Origin of the sequence: Photorhabdus heterorhabditis (assembly GCF_018448905.1) — a bacterium.
Lineage (GTDB): Bacteria > Pseudomonadota > Gammaproteobacteria > Enterobacterales > Enterobacteriaceae > Photorhabdus > Photorhabdus heterorhabditis.
Map to the genome: position 1 here is coordinate 120686 of NZ_RCWA01000007.1, position 26159 is coordinate 146844.

The following is a 26159-nucleotide window of genomic DNA, read 5'->3' on the forward strand; positions in this document are numbered from 1 at the left end:
AATACGAATTATCGGCATGTAGCGCAGCTTGGTAGCGCACCGTCATGGGGTGTCGGGGGTCGTAGGTTCAAATCCTATCATGCCGACCAAATTTCCCTGGAAAAACCAACCTGTTACGGTTGGTTTTTTTATGGGTGGAATTTGCTGAGGGAAAAATGGCCGACGACAAATGGTAAAAGCACGCTAACTTTGGGATAGGTTTTATTGTTGGTCAAAGAGGTGTGAAGCTTCTTTTTTCTTGCTGATTTTCTCGGTAATGTCTATTTGAAATCCATTAGAATAATTTATTTTTTTATCTTCATTCTCTTAATTGTCTTTCTTCTTAAATACAGCCCTCACTTTACACCAACTTGAAGCAGAAAGAATTTGTTGATTCCATTAATGGGATCGAGAGGTAGAAAGTAGAAAGAAGCTTCATTTTGGGCTGCATACATGAAATCGAATGGTATACTTATTGTTGTAAGTCATTTTGGAAGACGCTATATCTTACTAGGATAAGTAAAAAATTATAGAGGAATTTTTAATGAGTATGAATAGCAAAAGTAAAATTAAAGTAGGATTGATTGTTGACGAATTCTTTGGCGCTGCGGATACTCGGTTCGGAGGATATGGTTATTTAGCACGCCATTATATTGCAAAATACTTACCAAACAAGGAGTTTGAATTCGAAGTACTACTAGGTAAGGGTAAAAGCCATTTTTTTGCAGAGAAATATATTGTAGACAATGTTCCTCTTTATCGACTACCACGTAGAAAATGGTTTGCACGCCAGTGGTTAAAAAATAAAAACTACGATATTTACTTTAGTGTTGAGTTAACCTATAGCCATGTTATAGAAAATGAACCCAATAAAGGTAAAAAACTAATATTATGGATTCAAGATCCCCGTCCAATGTATGAATGGGATGAGATTTTTACTGTAAAACTCTTTCCTGAAACATCATATTACGACCAAAAGATTTATGATCTAGTTCATGATTGGTACCAGAAAGGCAGAGTGAAATTCATATCACAAGCGTATTGCCTGAATGATAAAGCTAAAGATTTATATAAATTAGATCCGAACGTTAAGATTGAGTATGTTCCAAACCCTATTGATATTGACGAAACATTCGACGTAACCACACACCGAAAAAAGGATATGATTATCTTCTTAGGACGAATTGCGTCTGTAAAACGTGGCTGGTTATTCTGTGAAATCGCAAAGAAAATGCCTGAATATGATTTTTATGTTTTAGGAAGAGTATACAGAGACGACGATAAAAATCACGAAATAATAGCAGGCTATAAAAATATTGAGAACCTCCACTTTACTGGCCATATTGAGGGGGAACAAAAGGATGCAATTTTACGTGATGCAAAAATCTTAGTTAACACTTCAATTCACGAAGCCTTACCCGTTTCTTTCCTTGAAGCATTATCATTCGGAACTTTACTTGTTAGTAACCGAAATCCTGATGATTTAACATCTAAATTTGGAATTCATGTAGGTGATGTTTTAGGAGATGGTTTTGATAAAGTAGATTTATTTGTCTCAGCAATCCGTGAATTAATGCAAGATGATATCAAAAGACAAGAAATTGCGAAACAAGCTATTGACTATATTAAAAAACACCATAGTAATCATAATTTCATTTCTAAAGCTCATCAGATTATAAAAAATGAAGTAGATGGCTAGAAAAAAACATTAAAAATTAAATATGGCCTGTTTGTTCAGGCCATTACTCATTTAAATAACCCATACCTTAGATACCTTGGCGTTAGACCCTTGATATACATACCGTAATATTCTGCCATTATTTTCTAATCGCAAATACGCATATCCGTTATTTCCAGATGAAATCCCCATAGTTACCCTGTCTTCGGGAAAAATCGCCAACGTAGTATAATGTCGGAGGTCGTAAATTAAACCCCTCTCATGCCGACCAAATTCCTATGGAAAAAACCAACTACTTAGAGTTGGTTTTTTATATCTGGGGTTTAGCGCTGGTAAAATCCCGATTTAAAACCAGGAATTTACCGCCATTAATAAATCATTTCCCCCCACCTAAAAATATAAAACTATCTAATTAATTAGAATAAAGCTGATTTTATTATCCAAGCGCCCCAAGGTATTCAATATCGGGAGCCCGTGAGATATCTACATAAATGAATAATACCCGTACCCGATATTTACTCTATCCCAACACCGCGGCTTCATGTTCTAAAGAGTATTTCTGTTCTGTCATTATATTGCTCTCACTATGTAGTTAAACGCAACATTTCGGGGTCTTGATACCCCTATATAAGAAGCTTTCATATCATTCCAAGTAGAAATTGGCCTAGCAACCCTGGCTCTTAATGAAAGAGTTTTATTTTGAGGGGCATCCCACTGTAATACCCCTAGATTATTAAGTGAGAAATTAAGAACATAATCACCTTGACCGCCTTCCTGTAATAAATAAGACCCTTCTTGCCATTTCAATAATGAACGGTTTTGATCAATACCACGCCCATCATCCCATCCACGGATAAATTCACCACGTAAATCAGGTAATCTACCACTGGGATAAGCCTTGGCTAACTCCGGAAATTTCGATTTATCAAAGGTCGCACCATTACACTGCAACCACCCGCTAGGTGGTATGGCTGTCGGCCAAGGAATAGGAGTACCTACGGGTAGATCATTGGCTCTACTATTATTAATATCTTCACGCAATGAATTTATTATTTCCTGAACAAGCTTTTGTGTAACCGCCAATGTGTCGCTATTGCCAATCACATTGGTAAGCTGAACAACACCTTTCTGTGTTAATGAAGCATCAGGAACTCTTGTTGTGGTTTTTCGTTCTAATGCTTTATTTAATTGTGTAGTAAGTTTCGCTACATTACCATCATCCAAAACATCCTCACCAGATTGTTCCGCAATAAAATCAGCTAAAACCGATGATATAGTTGATGATTGCCGCAATGCCTTATTTAACATATGAGTGGAAACATCATTTGGTGGAAACCCAGTCAGTAAATCCTTACTTTCTTCATATAATCTCTGACTCACGACATTCGCATTATTACTAATAGAAAAAGCTTTAAAATCATTCTTCTGGCTCATATATAATCCTTAAATTAAATGATATTATTTTATAGACGACTTATCACAATTCAGTGTATTTCAATAAAACAATAATAAAACATCCTTATAACTCAGAAATATGATTATTTTTGTGTAATTAAAAGAGTAAAAAACCAATATTTCTTAACCAAAGACACCACGCTAAATCTATTTATATTTAACATCCGAAATCACTCTGCTATTGTATTACTTACTGAAATATTTTATATCTCAGAGTAATATTTTAGTTCTGTAATTACAGCATCAACAAAATCACTGTCTGAATGGCCTGAATAAACAGGCCATTTTCATCACTTCGACACTTCCGGCCATTCGATGCCAGGAACTTGATCCAATACAGCCTTATTCATCAAGCAATCCTCACAATATAATTAAGTGCTACGTTTCGCGGACGTGTTTCTATTCCTGTTGAAGCAGCAACCGCATTATCCATATAACCGAAGCCACCAGATCCCATTCCGATAGCAATACCTAATCCGCGAGAATCAATTCCGTAGTTAACTCCTTGGTAAACACTATTGAGAATACGGCTTGGTGTATGTACCTAAACCTTCAGCTCCAGCATTTGAGTTGGACCACATCCGGCCAATCCTATGACTATGCGGAGCGATATCTGCCAGTTGATTGGAAAGTAGATATCCGTCCACCCCACGCCCATCATCCCAGCCACGAATAAACTCACCCCGCAAATCGGGTAATACACCAGATGGATATGCTACCGCTAATTTTGGATATAAAAATTTATCAAAGATCGCTCCATTACATTTCACCCATCCATTTGGTGGTACGTCAGTCGGCCAGGGAAGAGGTATTCCTACCGGAATCTCTTCAAGTAAAGATATGCCCATTATGCTGCCCTCACTATGTAATTAAATGCGATATTTCGTGGTCTTGACACCCCTATGAAACTGTAATCCGCTGACCAATCTTTCTGAGTTCCAGAATATACCGATTTTACCGAAATATTTTTATTTTGGGGAATATCCCAGTGCAATTTTGATAGCTCATTGCGTGAGAAGGTAATAATAAAATTATTCGCCCGATCAACATTCTGTACTAAATAAGCCCCCTCCTGCCATGACAATATTGGACGAAATGGATCAACATTTCGACCACTGTCCCAGCCTCGAATAAATTCACCCCTTAGATCAGGCAATTTACCGTCAGGATAAGCCTCAGCTAACTTTGGATACTGTAATTTATTAAAAAATGCCTCGTTACAGACGAGATGATCTGTAGGTGGATAAGGTAATGGCCACGGAATAGGAGAACCGACAGGAACTTCACTGACCGTTTTAATCCGATTATCTATCTCTTCGAGGGTATATTTACGTAATGAATTTACTATTTCTTGAACAAGCTTTTGTGTCACTGCCAATGTGTTACTATCGCCAATCGCATCTGTAAGCTGGACAACACCTTTTTGTGTTAATGAAGCATTGGGAATGTCTGCTGCAATTTTTTGTTCTAACGCTTTATTTAATTGAGCCGTAATTTTGGATATATTCCCATCATCAAGAACATCATTGCCCGATCGTGTTGCGATAAAATCAGCTACAACTGATGATATTGTTGACGATTGTCGTAATACCTTATTTAATACATGAGTAGAAATATTCTCCGGTGTAAATCCAGTCTGCAAACTTTGATCTTCTTCATATTCTTCTTGACTTACTATATTTGCATTATCACTAATAGAAAAAGCTTTAAAATCATTTTGGGGATTCATGTGTTTTCCTTAAATTAAATAATACCATTTCGCAATCAATGTATTTGAATTATTGTAAAAAAATTCCAACTCAATTCATTTCAATCAGAGTATAGTTCATAAAAATAATAATGCAGTGTTCTTATTGCTTATAATGTTAACTATTTTTGTATAATTATCAGCAATAGGAAATTCAACACCTTGGAATATAATATATATTCATAAATACATATTTAACATATTGAAACCATTTTCCTTTTATTCTTCCTCTCTATTTATGAGAAATTTACATATAAACCGCCAAAATTAAAAAATGAGACAAGGAAAATAAATAGGAATAATTATTCTCCTACTTTAGTTATTCATGCTTCAAAGACAACAATTCAGTTAGAAAAACCAACCGATTATGGTTGGTTTTTTATAAGTTAATTAACCCGGCTTTTACTTTACTTCGGGCTTAAAGAATATTTCTATTCTGTCATTATGCTGCTCTTACTATGTAATTAAATGCGATGTTGCGGGGGCGGGTTTCGTTTGCAGTAGTTTCCACTACTCCGCCCGTTTTAGCGTCTTGATCAAGAAAACGTAAATATTGACCGTTCACGGTTGTAACCCACGAAGTGGAGCCTCCAGCTAACACAATGTCTTCCACTGCATATTTTGAAGCTACTTTGTAATGAGTGTGATCTTGTATCCCTGCTTGCTGCCATGACCCGCACACTCGACCGGGATCTATCCCTCTACCATCATCCCAGCCCCGGATAAATTCCCCTCTTAAATCAGGTAATCTACCGTCAGGATAAGCTTCCGCCAACCTCGGATACTGTAATCTATTAAAAGCTGAACCGTTACAAGTAAAATAGCCAATAGGTGGATGGAGTAATGGCCACGGAATAGGAGAACCAACAGGAACTTCATTGGCTGTTTTAATCCGATTATCTGTATATTCACGCAGTGAATTTACTATTTCCTGAGCAAGTTTTTGTGTCACCGCTAATGTGTCACTATTGCCAATCACATTTGTAAGCTGGACAGCCCCTTTTTGTGTTAATGAAGCACTGGGAATGTCTGTTGCAATTTTTTGTTCTAACGCTTTGTTTAATTGAGCCATGAGTTTAGCTATATTTCCATCATCCAAAACATCACTGCCCGATTCTGTCGCAATAAAATCGGCTACAACAGATGATATAGTTGACGCTTGACGCAATGTCTTATTTAACAAATGAATATCAATATCATGGCCTGGTGCTAATCCAGTCTGCAACTCTGAACTACTTTCATATAAACTCTGACTTACTACATTAGCGCCATTCTTAATAGCAAAAGCTTTAAAATCATTCTTGACACTCATATACAATCCTCACGTTAAGTAATATCACTTATTTACAAAAAAAACATTAATTATTATGCAAATAACCCATAATAATTCACATTGGTCATAGTCTAGTTCATAAAAATAATAATTCGTTGTTCTTACTCCTTATAAAGCCAATTATTTCCATATAATTGGCGATAATAAGCAGTTCAACATTTTTGAACTGAAAATATACCTGTTATCTTTCAAGTTGCCTCTTTGTTGACTGCACTCACACCGGTCACAGAGTTATCTATGCTCCCGGGGGTTCGCTCCCTTGCCATCACGATCCATCTTGAAATCTATTGGATATATACTTGAAACTATTTTTCTCTTATTCCTTCTATCTCTTCCTGCAACCTGTTCTGTTTTAAATTCCAAGACGAATCTTCCGGCATTTGGACACGAATATCTAAGCGGCAATTCTCTGGAATATCGCAAGATTCTCCATCTTTATAAAAAACACGTTCATCGTTATCATCGATACATTTAAGTCGCCAATTCTGAAAACGTGCTGGTAAATGAGAATGTTGTCTGTGAAAAGTTTCGATAATAATAGAACCATCAGGTTGAATACGGTTATCGATAAAAATCAACTCTAACCCATTTTTATCTTTTGGTGCTGAAATACCACCATGCTCTCCCCATACATCATCAGCATTACAGCCTGAAATATTTGAAATGCGATATACACCCGTTCCCTCTTTAGTGACTTTTGCGCCTTCAGATTCTTCATTAGTTGAAAACTCACCATCAGAGTAGAGTTTGACTATCGGTGAGACTCTCTTGAGAAATCCATTAGCATCGAATGCGCTGTTTACATCTTCAATTAAAATTCTTTTTTTTCCTTTAAATTTACCATTTTTGTCAAATGCGTATGTATGTATTCCAAACCCTTCTTGACCTCCAGATGTACTGCCGTATTCAAAAGAAATTCCTCTTGAGTGTGGAATCCCTGCACTAGGGTGAGCGACATGAATAGCTAAACCACCTAAGTCCGCCCACCCATTTGGACGTAAGAAACCCGACAATGACAAATCGCGCAGGGATGGGTCATCACCTAAATTTGCTGCCTTAGATAAGATACAACCAGATGTTTTTGTATTCGTATTTAACCGAACAAATCGATTATCAGATTCTACTTTGATTTTTTGTTCTAATGCTTTATTTAATTGTGCAGTGATTTTCGTTACATTACCATCATCCAAAACATCACTGCCCGATTCTGTCGCAATAAAGTCAGCTACAACAGATGATATGGTTGACGATTGACGCAATGCTTTATTTAACACATGAAGATCAGACCGTTTTAATTCATAAAATCCATCCTGCAATTCTGGACTATTTTCATATATATTTTGATCAACTACATTAGCACCAATCTTAATAGCAAAAGCTTTAAAATCATTCTTAATACTCATATACAATCCTCAAGTTAAATAATATTTTAAAAAAACATATTAAACTATTGTGCAAATAACCCATAGTAATTCACACCAGTCATAGTCTTGTTCAGAAAAATAACAATGAAACATTCTTATGAATTAGAATGTTAACTATTTTTACATAATTGACTAAAATAGAAAATTCAATATTAAAATACTTCCATTCCCTATCCTATTTCATTTTTTACCAAAATTTTCCCATTGAAGATTACGCATCGGATCTTTCAATATATAAATAACCAGTTTATTAATTAACCAGAAACAATATAATTTCATTCCTATTCTATAAAGTAAAATGCGTTTATTTTCACGCTGCAGTAATTAATATCCGATCGCAAAATATCTCACATAATTATTCGTTAACGCATTTGTAGAATTTCTGCACGTTACAATAAACTGACTTGCAGAAACAGGTACAGCAGCAACCCCAGATCCAAAATTATAAAAATCAGCATATGTTGCCACAATCTGGAAACAAGCATTAGGAAATGGAATTGTGAAATTTCTATAATCACTTATATTCATAGAGCCGTTTGCCTGTCCCCACTGAATAATTATCCCTGTATCACCACACTTCCACCAACCATTTGCAACCTTATTAGCAGTATTCACATTAAGATTACAGCACTTTGCAATTTTTCGATCTATCACGCTTTTTAATTGTGTGGTTATTTTGGTTACATCACCATCATCCAAAACATCACTGCCTGATTCTGTCGCAATAAAATCGGCTACAGCGGATGATATAACCGACGATTGACGCAATGCCTTATTTAATACATGAATATCAGGCTGTTTGCCTGAATCAAATCCATCCTGCAACTCTGATCTACTTTCATAATAATATTGACTCAATGCATTTGAATTATTATTAATAGAAAAAGCTTTAAAATCATTCTTTACACTCATATACAATCCTCACGTTAAATAATATTATTTATTTACAAAAAACACATTAAACTACTATGAAAATAACCTATTAAATAATTCAACCCTGTCATAGGCTAGTTCAAAAAAATGATAATAAAATATTTTTGCAACCAAAATAAGCAACTATTTTTATATAACTATCAATAATAAACAACCCGACAGATTGTAATCGAAAAATTCAGTAATACTCTATATTTTCCCAAGTCTATTAACTGAGATTTTTCTTTATCACTTTCCATATCATTCATATATAGCCAAAATCTTTATTTAAATTCTGGCTATATTCTTAAGGTATTCATCAAGAGATTATTACCTGAATTGGCATCAGGCTAACCAATAAATAGCCACCAGCCAAATATACCCTCAAAATAATAATTTATCATTATCTTATACACCTAAATAAATGACAGGTATCATACTGACATTTAACGGGCGATTTTCGTTTGCCGTTGGCACTACCTTTGATGCATCAAAAGCGGCGTATGCTGAATATCCATGATTACTATTAGCATTTGTTCCCGCAGCAACTACTGTTGCGGTACTCGTAACACCATAAAATGCGCCACTGGTACGAGTAAAAAGCCCATGCGTCCACCACCCCACATCACCTGTAATATTTCTAATCGCATCTCCCTGTATCACACCTGGCTGCAAACCAGCACGCACAAATACTCCTCGTCCATCAACAAACAGATTAGGAAGGTTAATTTTACCATCACGCAACTTGATTCCCCATGCTGCCTTATATGCATTGGATAAATTATTCAATGCCCGACCAACAATTGAATCAATCGCATAAGCAGCACCATTTGCAATATATTCTCCTTTAGCTAAATCTGATGCTGGATGTGCAGATAAATAGATATCACCTGAACGTTTAGCACTAACATTTTCCAAAGCCTTTTTTAATTGTGCCGTGAGTTTCGCTACATTACCATCATCCAAAACATCTTCACCAGATTGTTCTGCAATAAAATCAGCTAAAACCGATGATATGGTTGATGATTGACGCAATGTCTTATTTAACAAATGAACATGAATAGTACTATTTGGTGCTAATCCAGTCTGCAATTCTGGACTGCTTTCATATAAATTTTGACTCACCACATTAGCACCACTCTGAATAGAAAAAGCTTTAAAATCATTTTTTACACTCATATAAAACCCTCAAATTAAATAATATTATTTATTGACAAAAAACACATCAAACCATTATTAATATAACCCATAACAATTCACGTTAGTCATAGCCTAGTTCATAAAAATAATAATAAAACATTCTCATGAGTTAGAATGCCAATTGCTTTTATATAATTATTAAAATCAAAATAATTTTATTTATAAATATCTCAATATATTATTATCAAAAAGTAGCATTGGATGAATAAATTAACTATGACATATCACCATCGGACTAAAAATAAATTCAAAGGTCTAAGTTTCGTTGAGTACAGAACTCAAACTTCAATCTAAAATATCCAGATTCCCAAATTCAATTTAACAATATAAATCACTAACACTTTCACTATAAAAATATATCAATATCCTATTGCAAACCAAAACGCAGAGATTTCAATCGGGTATGCCCAATAATTAAATTCTGTTACAGATAGTTTGTTCGCAACAATATTATATGATGATTTTATATCAGTTTTATTACTTAAGGTTAATAAAACATTTACACAAACATTAGGAAACTGAATAGGAAAATTAACGGGTGTATTATGTCCTGTCCAGTTCACGGTTCCCCACTGATAAACCACTCCTGTATCCCCACATTTTCACCAACCATTAATATCCTTACCAGCTGTATTCATATTAACTTTAGTTATTTCATAAATAATATATACCCTTCATCTTTCAAGCTGCTGCTTTGTTGGATGCGTTCACTTGCCGCCGCGCTGCAATCTGAAATCTATTGGGTATATTAAATTATTATACGAATGACTTATCTCCATTCGGGTCAATTAGACGTCTTGATCAGACGTCTAATTTAAAAACAATCAATCAAATATTATTATAATTTAGGATATTAACCACTTTTGTATAATTGGTTACAATAGGTAATTTAATATTAAAAAGTTATTATCCCCCTCTTTCATTTCTTACTATACCTGTTATCTTTCAAGTTGCTGCTTTATTGGCTGCTTTCACTTACCCCAGTCACATCGTTATCTATGCTCCTGAGGATACGTTCACTTGCCGCCGCACTGCAATTTGAAATCTATTGGGTATATAATTTTTCTATTTCAGGTTATAGATTGAATCTCTTTCAGTATCCTATTTTCATTATTTCGGCTGCTCCGGCCATTCAATATTGGGTGCTAATGAAACATCAATTCTGCTCAACATCACCCTATATTGCTTCCATGCCAACAGATCTGTTTTTTCTTCTTCGGTGGCAATACCTAAATCGACAGCATCTTGTAGTGGCCCGACAAGATTATTAACTTTAGCCAGTGACTGGAATTTCTCATGTTCTGCTTGCTGTATTAATTCCTCTTTAGTCGGAACATAAGTATTATCAGATTCTATTTCCGTATCCTTCCCAACAACTTTGTCAGCAGGTTTATTCAACGAGTTATATTCTTGAGCCCAAGGGGTCCATGGATTATCATGGAATTGGCTACGTGTATATATCCGACTGCTGTTATAAACAAAATAACGTTGAATAACCCCAGCCGCTTTCAATACAATAAGCGAACCGGCAAGTGGTTCAGGATAATTGACGCCATTTTTAGCATGAGCATTATATTCCTGATAATAAATCCCTGGTGTTTTGTAGTAATCCAGATTCACATTATCACCTAAACCAATCGCCTGCCCACTCAAAATGTCCTGAGAAGAAATAGTGATATCCGTAGATAAAGATTTTCCATTTACCTTACGGATTCCGGCAATATATCGAGAATCAGATTCTATTTTTGTATATGCGCCAATCTCCTCTGCCGAAGGTTTATTCAGAGTGTTATATTCTCTAGCCCAAGGGGTCCATGGATTATCATGAAACTGGCTACGTGTATATACCCGACTACTGTTATAAACAAAATAACGTTGAACGATCCCAGCCGCTTTCAACACAACAAGAGAACCCGCGAGCGGTTCAGGGTAATTAAGGCCACTTTTGGCATGGGCATCATACTCTTGGTGATAAATTCCTGGTGTTTTATAGCTACTTAAATCCGCCTTATCACCTAAACTAATCGCCAGCCCACCCAAAATATCCTGGGAAGTAATAGTGATATCCTCAGACAGTGCTTTCCCATTAATTTTTCGGGTATTAGGTATTTTGGCATTAATATTTTCAAGTAATGAATTTACTATTTCCTGAACCAACTTTTGTGTAACAGCTACTGTGGTACTATTACCCAACACATCCGTAAGCTGAACAACCCCTTTTTGTGTTAATGACGCATTGGGAACTTCTGTTGTGATTTTTTGTTTTAAAGCTTTATTTAATTGCTCGGTAAGTTTCGCTATATCACCATCATCCAGAACATTATCGCCAGATTGTGTTGCGATAAAATTAGCTATTACAGATGATATTGTTGATGATTGACGTAATACTTTGTTTAATAGATTAATAGGAATATTATCTGGTGGAAACCCAGTCTGCAAGCTCTGGTCTTTCTCATATTTATCTTGACTCACTACATTAGCATCATTACTAATAGAAAAAGCCTTAAAATTATTCTTGGCACTCATATACACCCCTTAGTTTAAATAGAATGATTTACATCATACCCTTCATCCTTCAAGTTGCTGCTTTGTTGGCTGCGTTCACTTACCCCAGTCACATAGTTATCTATGCTCCTGGGGATGCGTTCTCTTGCCGCCGCGCTGCAATTTGAAATCTATTGGGTATAAATATATTAAATCATTGTTTAAAGGCAATTATTAATAATTTAGGACAACCATAGTTTAATTCATAAAAATAATAATAAAATGTCCTTCTAACTCAGAAGAATAATTATTTTTGTATAATTAGCAGTAAGAAAAAATCCAACAAATTTCAACTAGAAATATACTCAGGCCATTCATATTCAACATCTAAAATTATTTCACTTTGTCATTACTTATTTTTATATTTAAAATTACAGACTAAATTTTTCAATATTCAAAAAACGCTACCTATTTAGACAGCGCTTTATCAATAATATGTCAAGACCATATAACTTTTTTTTACTTTGGTTGTTTCAGACAATTAACATCAGAAATGAGGAAAATACCTTTATACCCTTCATCCTTCAAGCTGCTACTTTGTTGGATGCGTTCATTTGCCGCCGCACTGCAACTTGAAATCTATTGGGTATATTACAGCCTAGTTCAAAAATAATAATAATAGAATTTTATTCTAACTCAGAACGTTAACTGTTTTTATATAATTAGCAGCAATAAATAATTCAATACCTAAAAATAACTCTTTTTCTATTTCCATTTATATTTCTGCCTATGCCCTATAATTTTCTTATAACATCCTCTTGTTCAATTAAATAAGTGGTATAAAATAACAATCATAAATCTTATTCCATTTTAATTCATCTATCTAATGAAATAAGAATAGTCTCATTAAATTGTAGAGGTATTTCTATGATTTTCAGATCGAATATTAATATTAAAATAGATATTTTGCTAAAAACATGGAGAAAATATCGATATTAGGTTTGAAGTTAAGCCAGAACCGGTTCCGGCTTTTATTATCATTTTTATACCCGTTATCTTTCAAGTTGCTGCTTTGTTGGCTGCATTCACTTGCCGCTGCACTGCAACTTGAAATCTATTGGGTATATGCTCCCGGGGATTCGCCCTCTTGCCGTCTCGATGTATCTTGAAATCCATAGGGTATGTATAAAACCAATAAGTCGCCTGACTCCAACTGTTTAACTATCGTTTCTTCATGTAACGATTGATTGGTTGATTGATCAACTAATATACAACCCTAAAGACAATCGTCAGCAAGATCACTCAACATCCCTATGCACAAGATCGCTCACTTCGTCATACAAGATACTTATACAAAAATATTTTAATGTTTAAAATATTTTTTAAAAACTGCTTGACTATGAAGTTTTTCTGATTAAAATCACAGCCACAATTTAGATTTTCGTGAAACAAATCACATTTTACCTATAAAGAGAGTTCATCATGAAATCTGTTACATCTTTCATATCAAGTGTTCATAGCGTTGTTATCTACCTGTCAACGCCTCGCTTTCTGTAAGCCTTCTTTTTAACCGATACGTGAAAAGCCAGTTTCTAAGCTGGCTTTTATATTGCTAAAATATCCTCTAACTCCCTTAAAAAATCATCCCATGCTAACAATGCTGAATACAATCATTGATAAATTTCTTTAAATAAAATTATCAGCAATCCATCACTCTTAAGTCACATAGTTAAGTGCAGTATCATTAGATTGAGAGTAAACAGGTTCGTATTCCTTTAAATAATTCATTGGGTATTTTGTCATCCCAAGTCTTTCGAGGTGATTATTTGATCGGTTTACTGGCAGTGATGAAATACTGCCACTAATCACCTCTCTTCAAGTTGCCTCCTTGTTAGCTGCACTCACCCCGGTCACATAGTTCACTATGCTCCCGGGGGTTCGCTCCTTTGCCGTCACGATGCATCTTGAAATCCATAGAATATATTCATTTAGTCGAATCCATTTGTTATTAATAATCCAATGCGTTAAGAATTCATTTCTTCAACAAGGCAACTTCATCCGCATTTTTCTGGCACAACAGAGTAAGATTAGTAATAGAACGGGTAAGATTATCTATAGTACTCTTCAACTTTTTAATATCCATTTCCAGCTGCTTATTTTTTATATCCAATGCACTCATTCTTGCCAATTCAGCATATAATTGCTGACCATTCACCGCCTCCGCACTGTTCCTTGAAATATCCCCGGCAGCAACATTCACAATCTTACGTTGATTACCCGGTTTTCCTACAGAAACAACATTCGATTTGCTGGCAACAGAATTCGCACCGAGTGCAATACTTCCACTTGCTGTTACAGAGGCGTTTTGACCAATCGCAATTCCCTGAGACGCACTAACATTAACCTTTTGCCCCACGGCAATAGAAGATGAAGATGCGGATTTAGAGTCTGATCCTAATATAATGCTCCTACTTCCTGTTACAGAAGAGTTTTGACCAATCACAATTGCCTGAGACCCACTAACACTAACCTTTTGTCCCACAGCAATAGAAGACGTGCCGCTGGATACAGAGCCTTCTCCTAATGCAACGCTCGCACTTCCTGTCGCAGAAGAGTTTTGACTAATCGCAATTGCCTGATTCCCCCTGGCAATCGCTTTTTGCCCCAGAGCAACAGCAGCAGAACCACTGGATACAGAGTCTGCTCCCAATGCAACACTCGAATTTCCTGTTGCAGAGGCGTTTTGACTAATTGCTACTGCCTGAGACCCACTGGCAAGAACCTTTTGCCCCAGAGTAATAGAAGCGGTACCATTGGATACAGAATCAGCACCAATCGCAATTGGCCATATAACTTTATCGACTTTATTCTCATCCTCCTTCCGACCTGCCAGTTGATTTTGCCCAATAGCAATAGCGGCCTCACTAATTGACTTAGAAGCTAATGGTGAAGCACCAACTGCTATAGCATTTATTGCTGGTGCTTCTGCATTCCCAAGGATAACTGAATCTTTACCAACTTGATCAGTTACAGTTATATTTATATTCTTTGTAGACATATATACCTCTTAATTCAGAAATTAAATTACCATACCCTTCATCCTTCAAGTTGCTGCTTTGTTGGCTGTTTTAACTTGCCGCCGAGCTGCAAATTGAAATCTATTGGGTATATAATAATTCATCTTCATACTTGTCATCATGAAATATTAAATCAAATTGATTTAACTTTAAAAACACATTATAACCCCCACTTTTCACGCGAGCTTAAATTAAATCCACTCATCGTTAAAATAAAGTATTATACGTAAAACTCAATTTGTAAATAAATTAAAATTATGAGGCTGTGAAATATATTTCATGGAGTTATTTAATGTATCACGCAGCTTCATTAAATACAATGACTTATCAATAATGTTAATATAAACCAACCGACACTATGTTATTTTCATATATTTCATTGTTAACAATACAACTATTTATATAATTTACCCAAGTAAATGCAGTTAGTATACTGATTATCAATACTCCATTTTTATAGAATAAATTATTAAGGATGTTGGATTCAATTAATAATTGCAATTTTTCAGAAAGGTGTTCAGTTGCTATAGTCGGTATCTTTCCTGCCAAAGGCAAAACACCCCAGGAAATAAAAAAATGGATATCCAATAAATTACTTATACCCAATAGATTTCAAGATGCATCGCGACGGCAAGGGAGCGAATCCCCGGGAGCATAGATAACTATGTGACCGGGGTGAGTGAGTGCAGCCAACAAAGAGGCAACTTGAAAGATAACAGGTATATCATATATTCTCAGCCTAATAGCCAAGAATATATGAAATAACAACCAGCGGGTATTAATAACTCAATGCATCAAGAAGTCGTTTCTTCAATAATGCAACATCATCTATACTATTCTGAACCAACAGAGTAAGATTGGCTATATCACTTTCCAGCGATTCAATCTTTTCTGCCAGTTCTTTATTCTTTGCATCCAATAATATATCAATCCTTGTCGATTCAGCATATAATTGCTGACCATTTACCGCCTCAGTACTGTGATTTGAAATATCCCCAGCAGCAACATGTATAATCTTACGCTCGTGGCCCGTTTTTCCTACAGAAACAACATTCGGTTTATTAGCAATAGCATCTGCACCTAATGCAACGCTGCCTTGTTCTGTTGCAGAAGAGTGTTGGCCAATCGCCACGGCCTGAGTTGCACTCGCAGTCACCTTTTGCCCTAAAGCGATAGAAGCCAAGCCACTGGATACGGAATCAGCACCAATCGCAATTGGCCAAACTACCTTTGCATCACCCTGTTTACCCGCCAGTTGATTTTGCCCAATAGCAATGGCCGCTTCACTGATTGTTTTAGAATTTCGGGGTGATGCACCTATTGCAATAGAATGTACTGCCGGTGCTTCTGCATGTCCAAGTACAACTGAATCTTTGCCCGTTGTTTGTTCAGCTATATCGGTATTTTCAATAGACATATTAAACCTCTTAATTTATAGATTAAATATACCTGTTATCTTTCAAATAGTTTACGAACCGTTATCCTTGCAACATGCAACAATCCAAATCTCGTTTATACCTCGGTAAAAACTTATTTTACGGGACGCATTTCACTGACAGTATCAGCCAGTTCAATCAATGCAAGATGGCAATCTCGTCCGGTAATGATCACCGTCTGATTAATTGGCCGTTGGTTTAATGCCTTGATAACTTCATCCGGTGATAAATAACCATTACTTATCATATAAGTCAGTTCACCAAGCACCACCAATGATAATGTAGGATCATGCATCATACGCAACGCATGCTGCCAGACCCCAGTAGCAGCAATATCCTTGGTACGATTTTGCGCTTCTCCAGCCAAGTCCACCGATATTAGCTGAAATTCAACTCCATACAGCTGCAACAAAGCACGCTCACCCGCTGACCATGCTTCCTTAATAAACTGGACAACCCCCGCCTTTAATCCATGACCTAATGCTCGCGTAATCGTCCCTATCGCTGCGGTTGTTCTCCCTTCGCCATTACCGGTATAGACGATCACAATCCCTCTACTTTCCTGAGCGGCTGCAACCTGAGCCATAAATCTCTCTTTCTGCCGCTGTTTTCTCTGTTTATATCGCTCCTCACTCATTTATATGACTCCAACATGTTAGTCCGCTAAAGAACAATTATCTGTTTTGTTTGTATTGGCTGGAGATGATTCAGAAAGCAATGTTTCTACCACACGATCAACTTGTTGACGATCTTGACGGATCAACGATTGCATTAATGGTTCACTAGTAAAAAACCGCTCCCAAAAATAACGACGAGCTGCCAGATTATCAAAATGCTGTTTTACCCGTTGTCGGAGTGCTCCACCGTAAGCAGCCAAATGCCCAAGATGTATCGGTAGCAGTTGTTCTAGTTTTTCACGCAATAACCTGACCAATACCGGTGCACTGCCACCAGAGGAGATAGCAATCACCAGTGGAGAACGATCAATGACTGACGGTGTAATAAAACTGGCCCGATGTGGCTCATCCACCACATTACAGAAAATGCGCCGTGACGTCGCACAATCACTAATATAACGATTAACGGCGGTATCATTGGTCGCAGCAATAACCAACCAGCAGAGATCAAGCCAATGAGGTTCGAACTCACCGCAAATCAGTGTTACCTGACCAGCTGCATCCCAGATATGGAATTGTGAGGTGAATTCCCGTGCGTTAACCCGTAGATGGGCGCCAGCGTCTAATAACAGACGCGCTTTACGCTCGGCCACCTTACCGCCGCCAACCAGCAGACAGGTTTTATCCCGGATCTGACAAAATATCGGCAAATAATCCAACATGATCCCTCCTCCTATAGTTAACGCACACCACCGGGTATCATACTCAACATATGCTGACGCGGATAAAAACGGGTGATGCCCCGGCGCTTCAACCACCAGCATAAGTATTCAACATCATGATGATGGCGATCACACAATAACCCGACAACACTGCCACTATGAGCAACATTCAGCCCGTAAATACCACTCAGTTCTACCAGTGCCAGCAAACTATCAAATGCCGGTTTTACCAACAGCTTTTGGCTAGCTTGTGCACTGAGCGTTGTGGCTTCCCCCAGTCGCCAGCAATCCCGTGTAGCAACGGCCTCACCGAATAGTTTCCAGGCATGCTCTAGCGCTGCGGCATTCTCCAGTAATGTTAGATGACGATCTAAACGGTGATAATCAGCTGTGATCAATGTTTCCGGGCTTTCTAATAACAGAATATCGACAGGTGGCTGCCAGTGACATGAAATTTGAGTGGCGCCCGTTTGATGATCAAACAAAGTAAGCTGGCTGAACAGCGTACTATCAGTAGGCTCCAACTGGACACAAAAACCAGCCAGTGTCGTTTCATCAAGGGTTTTCCCCAGATAACGAGCCGTCGCCAAAGCCGTAGCGGCAATATCAGCGGTACTACTTGCCAACCCTTTTGCTACCGGAATCGTAGAAGTCAAGGAGATGCGTAAACCTCGCGCCATCTCCACCGGCAAGTCAAAATACGCCAATACCGCTTTCATCATTTGGCGCATACGAGGACGCTCACGTTTTTCCGGTACCCCCTCTGTAATGGAAACCTCACTGAACCAATTCACCGGACAGGAGATTAACTTTTCACCACCCAGAATCCATCCTTGGATCAGTTCACCGCACGATGCAGGGCAGCGAGCTTTAGCCATAACCCAATACCTGATGTAACGCCGATATCAGACGATGATTATCATGCTCGCTCTTTATGGCGACCCGGTAATGAGCTGCACTCAAACCCGGATAGTTAGCGCAATGACGGATGAGTATTCGGTGTTTCAATAATGCTTGCTGTAGATCGATTTCCGGGCGCAAACAGCGCAGGAAAATGTAATTCGCTGCGGGAGGCCAAACGCACAATTCCGGTAACGCGGCCAGTGCTTGATAGAGCCAACGTTGCTGCTGAGCTAGCCAACAGTGTGTTGCCTGAATGTAAGCGTTATCATTGAGAATGATTTCACCGGCCAATGCCGCAAAAGCATTAATGGTCCACGGCTCCCGCCAATGTTTCATTTCTCGGATACCCCTCACATCACTACTAACCAGATAACCAAGGCGTAGCCCTGGGATGGCAAAAAACTTGGTTAATGAACGCAGAATATAGAGACGGGGAAAATCAGCTATCTGAGGAATAAATCCGGCAGTATCCGGGAGAAAATCGATAAATGCCTCATCGACAATCAGCGCAATATTATGTTGACGGCAACGTTCAAATACCGCCTGCAATAACGCAGTATCTGGCATCAAACCGGTTGGATTATTGGGTGTAGCAAGAAACAGACAATCAGGGCGACAACGATCCAATTCCACCAGCAAACACTCATCAGGCTGATAACCATCAGCTTCACTCATCACATAATCATTAATCTGGCAATCAACCCGCTGTAAGGCTCTCCGGTATTCAGCAAATCCCGGTATTAATAACATGGCCCGACGCGGCTTAAGATAATTCACCACAGCGTAAATTAATTCGGTAGCACCGTTACCTGCGATCAGGTTTTCGATAGCGCAATGATGAGCCTGTGCCAACGCTGCATGTAACCGGCGATATTCTGTATCAGGATAATGCTCTGCGCGCTGTAATTGGTCGATAATGGCTGTTTTCAGGGATTCCGGCATGCCCAACGGGTTAATATTAGCGCTGAAATCCGTTATCTCTTCTGCTGTAACACCAATTTTCAGCGCCATCTCCAACACATTACCGCCATGTTCGTTCATCAAATACCCTATCCAGATGTTAAATAGAAAATCAGAGCGCCATCAGTGATGGGACTGAAGCCAATAACAAACGATCCCGGCTAAAAGCCAATGTTTCCCGTAGACGCACCACATCACCGATAACAATCAATGCCGGAGCAGTCAATCCTTGGGCCGCCACTTGCTGCGCCAGAGTCATTAACGTTGCGCTGGCAACCTGCTGTTGCTGATGGCTGGCATACATCACAACCGCAGCCGGGGTTGTCGGCGCTTTACCACCGGCAATAAGTTGTTCACAAATGCTTGCCAGTTGAGTCATCCCCATCAGAATCACTAACGTACCTTCTAGCTTTGCCAGCGTCGCCCAATCTTGCGGCTCATTTCCCTGACGCAGGTGACCCGTAATAACGTGAAAACCCGAAGCATAATCACGATGGGTAACCGGAATTCCCGCACAAGCCAGACCACCAATTGATGAGCTGATACCCGGTACAACTTCAAAAGGGATTTTCGCCAGTGCTAACGCTTCGGCCTCCTCACCACCACGGCCAAACACATAAGGATCGCCCCCTTTCAACCGGACGACGTTTAACCCTTGTTGTGCACACTCCACCAGGATTTGATTAATTTGCTGTTGCGGCACTGGGTGATAATTCGGTGTTTTACCGACGTTAATCATTTTACAACCATCAGGTGCTTCCGATAACAGATCTGTGCTGACTAACCGATCATACACCAGCGCATCAGCCTGACGGATACAATGCAATCCTCTGACAGTAATCAGCGCTGCATCACCCGGCCCCGCACCTACCAACCAAACTTTTCCGCTATTGATCATTTTTCTTACCCCGTAACGAAAGTCTGTTGGAAGATATATTACCGATAGCCCGCAATACGATATGGTGTGAGATCAATAATTCTTCACTTTTGTTAATGAGAATATGTCTGGCACATTCTAACCTTATCTGTTTGTTTCTCCTGATAACCTGTCCCCGCAGCTTGTACCTACATCGTTTTCATTATAATACCTAATGTTTTTGTGATTGCAGTTGTCTTTTTGACCAAATCGCTGGCATTTAATACTGATTTATAAAAAAAGATGCCAACATACGCCTTATTACAGACAGAGGGCGTAGCTATGGAAGCCAAAGAATTATTCAGTGTCGGTATTGACATCGGTACCACCACCACACAGGTGATTTTTTCGCGTCTGTTGCTGGTGAACCGTGCAACGGTATCCCAAGTACCACGTTATGAATTTGTTCGCCGCGAGATCATCTGGCAAAGCCCAGTGTTATTTACGCCCGTAGACTTTGCCGGGCAACTGCGCGAAAACGAACTACTCGGTTTGATTCAGGAACAGTATCAAGCAGCAGGGATCGATCCAGAAAATATCGACTCCGGTGCCGTGATCATTACTGGTGAAACCGCTAAAACATGCAATGCTCGCCCTGCGATCATGGCACTGGCACAGAAACTGGGAGATTTTGTTGTAGCAACCGCAGGGCCGCATCTGGAATCAGTGATTGCCGGTTTTGGTTCTGGTGCTCAGGCATTGTCACAACAGAAAATGGTTAAAGTGCTCAACATTGACATTGGCGGCGGCACAGCGAACTACGCTTTATTCGATGCTGGCCGATTGGTTGCCTCTGCTTGTTTAAATGTCGGTGGCCGCTTATTAGAAACCGACCCACAAGGAAAGGTTTTACGAGCACATCCGCCCGGAACACGGATTGTTCATTCACTGTTTGGTGAAAACACAGATGTTCAACATCTGACAGCCACGCAATTGCAACAGATTACTGAACGAATGTCACAGTTGCTGTGGGAGGTCGCCGTTGGGCATCTCACACCATTGGCAAAACAATTACTGATGACAGAACCACTACCAGATTGCGGTAAGCTCTATGCTGTCACTCTCTCCGGTGGCGTAGGTGAATGTTATCGTGAAGCATCAGACAATGATCCATTCCGTTTTCATGATCTGGGGCCGCTATTGGCGCAGGCGATTCATCGTGATAATGATTTCGCCAAACTGCCATTGCAAGTACCAAAACAAACTGTGCGCGCCACCGTGATTGGCGCTGGCGCTCATACATTATCACTATCCGGTAGCACTATCTGGCTTGATACGCTATCACTACCCCTGTGTAACATTCCCGTCGTCCATCCTGAAGCAGAAACCACTGAATCACTGGTAGAAGACTGGTTACACGCGCTGACACACATGGATCTCAATGCCGAACAAGATCTGTATGCATTGGCTCTGCCCGATACCTTGCCGGTAAATTACGCCGCCGTACAGACCTGTATCGCGGCTTTACAAGATTTTTCCGCCCGCTATTCCTCTTCTCATCCGCTGCTGATCGTTGCCAGCCAAGATTTCGGCAAGGCACTGGGTATGCTGCTACATCCCTTGATGGGAGGACGGCAATTGGCGGTTATAGACGAAGTTATTACTCGCACCGGAGATTATATCGACATTGGCATTCCACTATTTGGTGGCACCGTCGTTCCCGTCACCATCAAATCATTGGCTTTTCCTTCCTGAGAGAGCGTAAATATGAAACTAAAAACACAGCTTTTTGGTAAAACATATCAGTTTAAAGATATTAAACAGGTGCTGGCAATGGCCAACGAACTGCGTTCAGGGGATATATTGGCCGGGGTGGCTGCCGAAAATTCTCAACAACGCGTAGCCGCTAAACACGTCCTCTCGGAAATGACGATAGCGGATATCCGTATGAACCCAGTTATTCCCTATGAAGAGGATTCCGTTACCCGCATTATTCAGGACGACATTAACGAAATCGCCTATGCCCGCATCAAAAACTGGCGCATTGGCGAACTGCGTGAATACATACTGAACGATGAAACCAGCGTGGATGATATTGCCTTTCTTCGCAAAGGGATTAGTTCTGAAGTCGTCGCGGCGGTGGCAAAAATCAGCTCTAATGCTGACCTGATCTATGGCGCGAAAAAAATGCCGGTGATCAAAAAAGCCAATACCACCATTGGGATGCCGGGAACATTCAGTGCTCGTCTTCAACCTAACGATACCCGTGACGATGTACAAAGTATCCGCGCTCAAATTTACGAAGGATTATCCTTCGGCGTGGGTGATGCGGTTATCGGCGTTAACCCGGTAACAGATGACGTAGAAAACCTGACTCGCGTGCTAGACACCCTCTACGAGGTAATCGACAAGTTCGCTATCCCAACACAAGGCTGTGTCTTAGCCCATGTCACCACGCAAATAGAAGCGATTAAGCGTGGCGCTCCGGGTGGTTTAATCTTCCAAAGTATTTGTGGCAGTGAAAAAGGGCTGAAAGAGTTTGGGGTAGAGCTGGAAATGTTGGATGAAGCACGTGCTATTGGCGCGGAATATTGCCGTCTTGCCGGCAGCAACTGCCTGTATCTTGAAACCGGACAAGGTTCAGCCCTCTCTGCCGGCGCTCACTTTGGCGCTGATCAGGTCACGTTGGAAGCACGAAACTACGGCTTAGCGTGCCACTATGATCCATTCCTGGTGAATACCGTTGTCGGTTTCATTGGGCCGGAATATCTCTACAATGACCGCCAGATCATCCGCGCCGGACTGGAAGATCACTTTATGGGAAAACTCAGCGGCGTTTCAATGGGATGTGATTGCTGCTATACCAATCACGCCGATTCCGATCAAAACCAGAATGAAAACCTAATGATCCTATTAGCAACCGCAGGATGTAACTTCATCATGGGAATGCCACTTGGTGATGACATCATGCTCAACTACCAGACTTCCGCTTTCCACGATACCGCCACCATTCGTCATTTACTCAATCTGCGCCCATCTCCAGAATTTGAACGTTGGCTGGAGCACATGGGATTAATGGCAAATGGCCGTTTAACATCACGTGCGGGTGATGCATCGTTCTTTTTCTGATTCTTTACTGAGATAAATGACCATGAACCAAGAACAAATTAAAAAGGATGCAAACAATATGGTATCTGACCAAAACCCCCATGCACCTCCTGAGATCACCGACGAAACTGAGAGCTGTACGCCGGATTTAGGCTCCTTAGAAGCCAAACAGTGGATCGGTGTCCAAAACCCGAACCGCATGGAAGTCTTACAGGAATTACGCCGCAGCACGGTGGCGAGAGTCGGTACCGGCCGCAGCGGTCCGCGGCCACGTACACAGGCATTACTGCGTTTTCAAGCTGATCACTCCCGTTCTAAAGATACCGTGTTAAAAGAAGTCCCGGTTGAATGGATAGAAAAACGCGGATTGCTGGAAGTGCAATCTCAAGTTAGCGACAAAAACCTCTATTTAACTCGCCCGGATTTGGGAAGAAAACTCAGTGCGAATGCGGTAGAAACCTTGCTGACACAGTGCAAAACTGGCCCCGATGTACAAGTTGTAATCTCTGATGGCCTTTCTACTGATGCCATTACCACCAACTACGAAGATCTTGTGCCACCACTGTTAAAAGGGTTGGAACAGGCAGGAATATGCATCGGCACCCCGTTTTTTGTACGCTATGGTCGCGTCAAAATAGAAGATCAAATTGGCGAGTTACTAAAAGCTAAAGTGGTTGTCTTACTGATTGGAGAACGCCCCGGATTAGGGCAATCAGAAAGCCTCTCCTGCTATGCAGTTTACCAACCGACAGTAGAAAAAACCGTTGAGGCTGATCGTACCTGTATCTCTAATATTCACCGAGGTGGCACACCTCCCATCGAAGCCGCGGCAATTATTGTCGATTTAGCGAAAAATATGCTGGAACAGCAAGCTTCCGGCATTGCTCTTAGTCGTTGATGGAATGGCAGCTATACCCTATGGATTATCTTCCCTTTACAACAGCAGCACAATAAAGCGCTGACCACAGCCGCCACTGGTGTGATATTCGCCATATCTCATTCACCCACACCAAACAATTTCACGCCAGGCGCGGCTTGTTCTAACATCAACAAGGCCCTTTATATACCAGACTAAATAAATATGCGGCGGCTGCCGGTAAAAAATTATAGATACGACTGGTACAATTTAATGTATAGAAAGTAATAAAATATAAATTTTTAACCGAAAAAATACAATATTTTGTGTGTTCTTATCAAGAAATTATTTATTTTTATATTGTAATCAATATTTTTCACAAAAATGTTAATATGGAAATCCAGCTAATCTACGAAATACAGGGTTAAAATCAGCATTTATTAGGTATAACAAAACAATAGTTATGTTATAATAAGTCATTATATCGACAAAATATTATAGGTTAAATAAATGGATTTGGAAAAATTAAGAAAATTAACCCTCAGTAGTGGATTCACATTTAAAGAACTTCTTATGATGCAAAGGACTTTTAAAAATCTTGACGATGATGAAAGAAGATATGTAATAAAGTATTACACAAAAAGCGATAATATTTACAACGTTATAATAGTGCTTGCTGAAGATGCCGGTGATCCCGTGTTATTTTTTTCTCTCATGTATGTAGGCTGCATAATAATGGAGATTTTCCTCTATGACGAGAATTCAATATTCTATTTATCATTAGTATCAATTCTTTATATCATTTCAACAATAATATGCATATGCTATAAATCTTTTTATCACCGCTATCGTTATAATTTTTTCACATGCATAAAATTAGTCATTTTCTATCTTCGCCTAAAAATAAAAGAAAATTTAAAGCAGTTATAAAAACGAGTTTAAAAAAATGAATTTAACTGGCTTAAGAAAATTAATATTAAATAGTGGATTCACTTTAAAAGAATTGCTTAAGATAAAGAGAAAATTTATTATGCTATATAAAGATGATCCTGATGTTTATGATAAGTACCAAAGTAAAACAGATTGCTTTTGTCATTACCTGTTACTTATGGGTGAAGAAGTAGCCACGCCATTAATATATTCAACATTAATTCATTTATTTATAATATCAGGAATGTTTTTCAGTGATATGGTATATGGAATTCCATTGATGACCTTTGTTTACTTATCAACAACAACATTCGCTTTATTTTATTTCAGCTATTCTGTTTACTGTAATTTCATCACAGGATTAAAATTAGCAATACTCTATATACGCTTTAAAATAAAAAGTAAATTTAACCCTTTAGTTCATCAATAAAATAGGATTAAAATAACTAATTATAAAACCAAATAAAATCGAGTTTAAATAA

The 26159-nt window shown here is 38.9% G+C and carries 18 protein-coding genes, 1 tRNA gene and 3 pseudogenes; 6 read left to right on the plus strand and 16 right to left on the minus strand.

The window, feature by feature from the left end:
- Positions 1-12 precede the first annotated feature (12 nt).
- A tRNA-Pro gene (locus EAE89_RS06540) sits at positions 13-89 on the plus strand.
- Between the two features lie 434 nt (positions 90-523).
- The gene (locus tag EAE89_RS06545; protein ID WP_214085566.1) at positions 524-1678 is read left to right on the plus strand and encodes a glycosyltransferase family 4 protein; all 1155 of its coding nucleotides are present in this window, start codon (positions 524-526) and stop codon (positions 1676-1678) included.
- A 549-nt stretch (positions 1679-2227) separates the two neighbouring features.
- Here EAE89_RS06545 and EAE89_RS06550 read toward each other — a convergent pair.
- The 16 genes and pseudogenes from EAE89_RS06550 to cobA form a co-directional block, all read right to left on the minus strand.
- Positions 2228-3091: a tail fiber protein gene (locus EAE89_RS06550; protein WP_149617081.1), complete on the minus strand. Its 864-nt coding sequence runs from the start codon at positions 3089-3091 to the stop codon at positions 2228-2230.
- 655 nt (positions 3092-3746) lie between these two features.
- Positions 3747-3939 (minus strand): annotated as a pseudogene (locus EAE89_RS24340) (phage tail protein); the annotation flags it as partial.
- Positions 3940-3959: 20 nt separating this feature from the next.
- Entirely contained in the window at positions 3960-4841 is an 882-nt protein-coding gene (locus EAE89_RS06560) for a tail fiber protein (protein ID WP_214085567.1), read from the minus strand.
- 460 nt (positions 4842-5301) lie between these two features.
- Positions 5302-6171 (minus strand): phage tail protein, encoded by an 870-nt coding sequence (locus EAE89_RS06565; protein ID WP_214085568.1) that lies wholly within the window; start codon positions 6169-6171, stop codon positions 5302-5304.
- A 326-nt stretch (positions 6172-6497) separates the two neighbouring features.
- The gene (locus EAE89_RS06570; protein WP_072161908.1) at positions 6498-7595 is read right to left on the minus strand and encodes a phage tail fiber protein; all 1098 of its coding nucleotides are present in this window, start codon (positions 7593-7595) and stop codon (positions 6498-6500) included.
- Between the two features lie 345 nt (positions 7596-7940).
- Complete coding sequence (locus tag EAE89_RS06575) at positions 7941-8528, minus strand: gp53-like domain-containing protein (RefSeq protein ID WP_054480299.1); 588 nt, start codon at positions 8526-8528, stop codon at positions 7941-7943.
- A gap of 408 nt (positions 8529-8936) precedes the next feature.
- Complete coding sequence (locus EAE89_RS06580; RefSeq protein ID WP_054480300.1) at positions 8937-9707, minus strand: hypothetical protein; 771 nt, start codon at positions 9705-9707, stop codon at positions 8937-8939.
- A 380-nt stretch (positions 9708-10087) separates the two neighbouring features.
- Positions 10088-10318 (minus strand): annotated as a pseudogene (locus EAE89_RS24345) (gp53-like domain-containing protein); the annotation flags it as partial.
- 520 nt (positions 10319-10838) lie between these two features.
- Positions 10839-12254, minus strand: coding sequence for a tail fiber assembly protein (locus EAE89_RS06585; protein ID WP_214085569.1), 1416 nt, complete (start codon positions 12252-12254; stop codon positions 10839-10841).
- A 1990-nt stretch (positions 12255-14244) separates the two neighbouring features.
- Entirely contained in the window at positions 14245-15270 is a 1026-nt protein-coding gene (locus EAE89_RS23505) for a hypothetical protein (protein WP_072161949.1), read from the minus strand.
- A gap of 797 nt (positions 15271-16067) precedes the next feature.
- Positions 16068-16706 (minus strand): hypothetical protein, encoded by a 639-nt coding sequence (locus EAE89_RS06595; RefSeq protein ID WP_214085570.1) that lies wholly within the window; start codon positions 16704-16706, stop codon positions 16068-16070.
- Between the two features lie 113 nt (positions 16707-16819).
- Positions 16820-17362 (minus strand): cob(I)yrinic acid a,c-diamide adenosyltransferase, encoded by a 543-nt coding sequence (gene cobO, locus EAE89_RS06600; RefSeq protein WP_054481163.1) that lies wholly within the window; start codon positions 17360-17362, stop codon positions 16820-16822.
- Between the two features lie 69 nt (positions 17363-17431).
- Positions 17432-18061, minus strand: a pseudogene (locus EAE89_RS06605) (NAD(P)-dependent oxidoreductase); the annotation flags it as partial.
- A 20-nt stretch (positions 18062-18081) separates the two neighbouring features.
- Positions 18082-18942, minus strand: coding sequence for a GHMP family kinase ATP-binding protein (locus EAE89_RS06610; RefSeq protein ID WP_149617072.1), 861 nt, complete (start codon positions 18940-18942; stop codon positions 18082-18084).
- Complete coding sequence (gene cobD / locus EAE89_RS06615; protein ID WP_054481157.1) at positions 18935-20008, minus strand: threonine-phosphate decarboxylase CobD; 1074 nt, start codon at positions 20006-20008, stop codon at positions 18935-18937. Before cobD ends, EAE89_RS06610 begins: the two co-directional genes overlap by 8 nt.
- Positions 20009-20039: 31 nt before the next feature.
- A complete protein-coding gene (gene cobA / locus EAE89_RS06620) occupies positions 20040-20822 on the minus strand; it encodes a uroporphyrinogen-III C-methyltransferase (protein ID WP_054481167.1) in 783 nt (260 codons plus the stop codon).
- A 303-nt stretch (positions 20823-21125) separates the two neighbouring features.
- Between cobA and eutA the strand changes: the two genes are divergently transcribed.
- The 4 genes from eutA to EAE89_RS06640 all read left to right on the plus strand — a co-directional run bounded on the left by eutA (position 21126) and on the right by EAE89_RS06640 (position 26107).
- Positions 21126-22538 (plus strand): ethanolamine ammonia-lyase reactivating factor EutA, encoded by a 1413-nt coding sequence (eutA, locus tag EAE89_RS06625; RefSeq protein ID WP_054481155.1) that lies wholly within the window; start codon positions 21126-21128, stop codon positions 22536-22538.
- Between the two features lie 12 nt (positions 22539-22550).
- Complete coding sequence (locus EAE89_RS06630; protein ID WP_214085571.1) at positions 22551-23912, plus strand: ethanolamine ammonia-lyase subunit EutB; 1362 nt, start codon at positions 22551-22553, stop codon at positions 23910-23912.
- A 58-nt stretch (positions 23913-23970) separates the two neighbouring features.
- On the plus strand, positions 23971-24789 hold the full coding sequence (gene eutC, locus EAE89_RS06635; RefSeq protein WP_244866246.1) for an ethanolamine ammonia-lyase subunit EutC: 819 nt from the start codon (positions 23971-23973) through the stop codon (positions 24787-24789).
- 904 nt (positions 24790-25693) lie between these two features.
- Complete coding sequence (locus EAE89_RS06640; RefSeq protein ID WP_214085572.1) at positions 25694-26107, plus strand: hypothetical protein; 414 nt, start codon at positions 25694-25696, stop codon at positions 26105-26107.
- Positions 26108-26159 lie beyond the last annotated feature (52 nt).